Raw genomic sequence first — 4,341 nt, 5'->3', positions numbered from 1 at the left:
CAGCACCTCGCGCACCGCCTCCGGATCCGACGGCACCCCCATCACGCCACCCGCAGGCAGCGGATGGATGCGCCCGCCGGCGCGCACCCGCGCGGAAGCACCGCTGGGGTGCACGACTTCGCCCGCGATTCCGAGTTCCTCGGCCAACCGCAGCACTTCCGGGCGCCGGGCCAGGAAAGCCTCCGCGCCGAGATCGAACTCGCGGCCTGCCAGCTTCGCGGTGCGCAGCTTCCCGCCCAGCCGGTCGGTCTGCTCCAGCAGCACGATCTCCGCATCGGGCAGCGCGGTCCGCAGCCGGTGCGCGGCGGCCAGGCCGCTGACGCCGCCACCGACCACCGCGATCCGCGGTCCTGTCACGACCGGGCGCTCTCGGCGTGCACCTGCCGCACGATCCGGGTCAGCACGTCCGGGTCCGTGGTGGGCAGCACGCCGTGCCCGAGGTTGAACACGTGCCCGCCCGCGGCGCGGCCGTCCGCGAGAATCCGGCGCACTTCCCGCTCGACGGCCTCGTCCCCGGCGAACAGCACCGCCGGGTCGAGATTGCCCTGCACCACCGGATCGGTCCCGGGAGCGGCCTCGCGCAACCGCTGCGCCGCGGTGTCCAACGGCACCCGCCAGTCGACGCCGACCACGTCGGCACCCGCCGAACGCATCGCGCCGAGCAGCTCACCGGTGCCCACCCCGAAGTGGATCTTGGAGACGTCCGGGGCGGATTCCGCGACGCCCTCGAAGATCCGGCGGCTGTGCGGCAGCACGAACTCGCGGTAGTCCCGCAGCGACAGCGCGCCCGCCCAGGAGTCGAACAGCTGCACCGCGTCCACTCCGGCCGCCAGCTGCACGCGCAGGAAGGTCAGCGTCGTCTCGGCCAGCTTCTCCAGCAGCGCGTGCCAGGTGCGCGGGTCGGAGTGCATCAGCGCCTTGGTGCGCTCGTGGTTGCGGCTCGGACCGCCTTCGACCAGGTACGAGGCCAACGTGAACGGCGCACCGGCGAAACCGATCAGCGGCGTGTCCCCGAGTTCGCCCAGCAGCCGCCGCACGGCCTCGCCGACCGGCGCGACCTGCTCGGGATCCAGCTCGGGCAGTGCCGCGACCGCGGCGGGATCGCGCACCGGCTCGGCCACCACCGGGCCGGTGCCCGCGACGATGTCCAGCCCGACACCGGCCGCGTACAGCGGCAGCACGATGTCGCTGAACAGGATCGCCGCGTCCACGCCGTGCCTGCGCACCGGCTGCGCGGTGATCTCGCTGACCAGGTCCGGGGTCAGGCACGCCTGCAACATCGGGGTGCCTTCGCGCACCTTCCGGTATTCCGGCAGCGACCGCCCTGCCTGGCGCATGAACCAGACCGGGGTGTGCCGGGGGGTGCCGCCGCGCGCGGCGACCAGCAGCGGTGCGTCGGTGAGGTCCCGGCGAGCCGAGACCGGTGCGGGTTGAGTCATGGCGCGTCCGTACTCGATGAATGGAGTCGCGGCGCTCGACCATCGCGACGGCCCGGGCGGTTCCCCCGGTTCGACAGCGGACTTGCTCGACTTTCCGCTCGCCGAACTCCGCCGGCCGCGCGGGGTGCGGTGCGCCGTACCGGACATCTTCGCAGACGCCCTTCCGACCGGACGCGCGGGCAAGATCAGCTTCGGCGTGCGGGTGCCCGGCGTGGCTCCTACACCCCGCCGAGCGGGCCGACTACGGTCCCGACCCGTGACGGAGATGGCGGCGGTGCCCGAGACGTTCCGGCAGGCAGTTGCCGCACTGGCCGCACCCGCTGAGCGCACGGGGGTGGCGGTCAGCGAGGTGCGTCCCCCGAAGCGGCTCGCGCCGTGGGCCTACGCGGTCGCGGCGGAGGCGACCGGCCCCGCCGACGAACTCGCGACCGCCCGGCTGGTGCTGCTGCACGACCCGGACGAGCCGGACTCCTGGAACGGCGTGCTGCGGCTGGTGGTGTACCTGCGGGCCGAGCTCGATCCGGAGCTGGCCGCCGATCCGCTGCTTCCCGGCGTCGGCTGGTCCTGGTTGACCGACGCCCTGCACGAGGCGGGCGCGGCGGCGGACCGGCTGGGCGGCACGGTGACGCTGACCTCTTCGGCGCGATTCGGCGACATCGCGGGCCCGCCGCGCAGTCACGATCTGGAGCTGCGCGGTTCGTGGACGCCGGGCGGGGAGGACCTCGGCGCGCACGCCATCGCCTTCCAGGAGTTGCTGGCGAGTGCCGCGGGCCTGCCTCCCGAGGGCGTCTCGCTGCTCAACCAGCGAGCCGGTGGCGCTGCGCCGCGTTGATCCGGAACGGCCGGCGCCGAGCGGCCACGCGCGCACGGCCGGGCGCCGCGCGCGAAGCGTCGGGATTCCCCTCACGAGGACCCCGATAATCCCGCAGCTGGTTGCTTCGGCAACGTTTTTGCGATGTGCAAACTAGGTGTGTCGTTCAACCACGTTCCGGCGTTACGGAAATCCCCCGCACCCACCCGATCGAGTGACAAAAACGGACCGCTGTGACAACTCGATCGGGATACATACCCGATTGATCGTCCCGCTGACCCGCTTGGGCGGTTACGCTGCCCCCGACGACACCACTTTCGGTCGATCAGTGGCGCGGCTGATTGGTCGAGAGTCCCGGTGCCGGTCGGGGGGCACGACCGACTCCAGGGAGGTAGTGACGTGGCTGCCGTCGGCTTAGGTCAGGCCGCTCGAACCACGCCCGCCGGCGCGTTGCCGGCCAACATGGTCCCGCACCCGCGGGAAGAGCTGTTCACGGTGCTCGTGGTGGATGACCATCCGCTGCTCCGGGAGGCCATCGCCGCCCGGCTGCTGCAGATGGGCGCCGGCACGGTGCACGAGGCCGCTTCGATGGCCGAGGCCAGGGCTCGCGCCCTGGCGACCGGTCCGTGCGACCTCGCGATACTCGATCTCGGACTCCCCGACGGGACAGGCATCGACCTGGTCACGGAACTCCGTACCCAGGGCTGGCCGCGGATCGTGGTGCTCGCTTCGTCCGACGACCCCTATGCGGTCCGGGCCGCCTTCCAGGCAGGCGCTCAGGCGTACCTGCTGAAGTCGGCCTCGCCGATGGTCGTCACCGACGGGGTGCGCCGCGTCCTGGACGGCGGTGTGTATGCCGACCCCAGCGTGGCTCCGGTGCTCGCAGCGGGCACCCGGGTCCCGGGAACCGACAACACGCCACGGGAACTTTCCGGGCGTGAGGTCGAGGTGCTGCAACTGGTGGCCGATGGCCGATCCAACAAGGAGATCGGCGAGGCGCTCAACCTCTCCGCGCTCACGGTGAAGAGCCACCTGTCGCGGATCGGCCGCAAGTTGGGCACCGGAGACCGAGCGCAGATGGTCGCCCTGGCCATGCGGGCCGGGGTGATCAGATGACCGGTTGATCATCGAGTGATCCGAAGTCCCACCGCGATCGTCGGGTCCGGTCGGGCACGGCGGGCCTCGGGCTGGTCGCTCCCGCGGGCGGACCGCAACACGTAAGGTCTGATAGCCGTGGAAGCTGCTTGTCCCGAGTCCGTCGAACCCGACCGCCCCGAGCCCGCGCTGCTCACCGAGCCCGCTGACGGCGTCCCGCCGGTAGTGGAATCACCGGCAGCGCTGGAGACCGCCGCGGCCGCACTGGCCGCGGGGTCCGGTCCGGTCGCGGTGGACACCGAACGCGCGTCCGGCTACCGGTACTCGCAACGCGCCTACCTGGTGCAACTGCGCCGGGAAGGGGCGGGAACCGTACTGGTGGATCCGGTCGCGCTGAACGGTGCCCTGGGGCCGCTGGCTGCGGCCCTGGCGGGCACCGAGTGGGTGCTGCACGCCGCTTCGCAGGACCTGCCGTGCCTGGCCGAGCTGGACCTGCGGCCGGAACGGTTGTTCGACACCGAACTCGCCGGTCGGCTGGCCGGGTTCGAGCGGGTGTCGCTGGGCGCTCTCGTCGAGCGGATGCTCGGTTTCCGGCTGGAGAAGGGCCACAGCGCCGCGGACTGGTCGCGTCGGCCGCTGCCGCAGGAATGGCTGGTCTACGCGGCGCTGGACGTGGAACTGCTGATCGCGTTGCGCGAGGCGATGCGCGCCGAACTGGAACGCCAGGGAAAGCTGGACTGGGCCTGGCAGGAGTTCGACGCGGTTCGCACCGCGGAACCACCCCGTGCGCGCCCCGAGCCGTGGCGGCGCACCTCCGGGATCCACCGGCTGCGCAATCCCCGCCAACTCGCCGCCGTTCGTGCGCTGTGGGAGGCCCGGGACCGCATCGCGGCCGAGCGCGACATCGCACCCGGCCGGATCCTGCCGGACTCCGCCGTGGTGCAGGCGGCACAGGCCGACCCGAAGACCGCGGAGGAGCTGACCGCGCTGCCGGTT

Annotated in this window: 5 protein-coding genes; 3 read left to right on the top strand and 2 right to left on the bottom strand. The window is 72.4% G+C overall.

Annotated elements, in window-relative coordinates; translation table 11 throughout:
- A partial coding sequence (locus tag IJH84_RS11755) for an NAD(P)-binding protein (protein WP_295143988.1) occupies positions 1 to 357 on the bottom strand: 357 nt, incomplete at its 3' end.
- Positions 354 to 1,439 carry a uroporphyrinogen decarboxylase gene (gene hemE / locus IJH84_RS11750; protein WP_200071301.1) on the bottom strand — a complete coding sequence of 362 codons (1,086 nt, stop codon included), beginning with the start codon at positions 1,437 to 1,439 and terminating at the stop codon, positions 354 to 356. The genes IJH84_RS11755 and hemE, both read right to left, overlap by 4 nt.
- A gap of 265 nt (positions 1,440 to 1,704) precedes the next feature.
- Here hemE and IJH84_RS11745 point away from each other — a divergent pair, with 265 nt between their 5' ends.
- The 3 genes from IJH84_RS11745 to IJH84_RS11735 all read left to right on the top strand — a co-directional run.
- On the top strand, positions 1,705 to 2,271 hold the full coding sequence (locus IJH84_RS11745) for a DUF3000 domain-containing protein (protein WP_295143994.1): 567 nt from the start codon (positions 1,705 to 1,707) through the stop codon (positions 2,269 to 2,271).
- Positions 2,272 to 2,649: 378 nt separating this feature from the next.
- Positions 2,650 to 3,366 (top strand): response regulator transcription factor, encoded by a 717-nt coding sequence (locus IJH84_RS11740; protein WP_037304891.1) that lies wholly within the window; start codon positions 2,650 to 2,652, stop codon positions 3,364 to 3,366.
- Between the two features lie 111 nt (positions 3,367 to 3,477).
- On the top strand, positions 3,478 to 4,341 hold an 864-nt coding region (locus IJH84_RS11735), incomplete at its 3' end, for an HRDC domain-containing protein (RefSeq protein ID WP_295143991.1).

This window comes from Saccharopolyspora sp. (assembly GCF_017434145.1).
Lineage (GTDB): Bacteria > Actinomycetota > Actinomycetes > Mycobacteriales > Pseudonocardiaceae > Saccharopolyspora_C > Saccharopolyspora_C galaxeae.
Note: the sequence above shows the minus strand (reverse complement) of the source record. Positions and strands in the feature narration are given on the sequence as shown.

What these genes read in the sequence shown, in the direction of transcription:
- hemE (WP_200071301.1), bottom strand. Translation starts at nt 1,439, where the DNA reads ATGACTCAACCCGCACCGGTCTCGGCTCGCCGGGACCTCACCGACGCA.
- IJH84_RS11745 (WP_295143994.1), top strand. Translation starts at nt 1,705, where the DNA reads ATGGCGGCGGTGCCCGAGACGTTCCGGCAGGCAGTTGCCGCACTGGCC.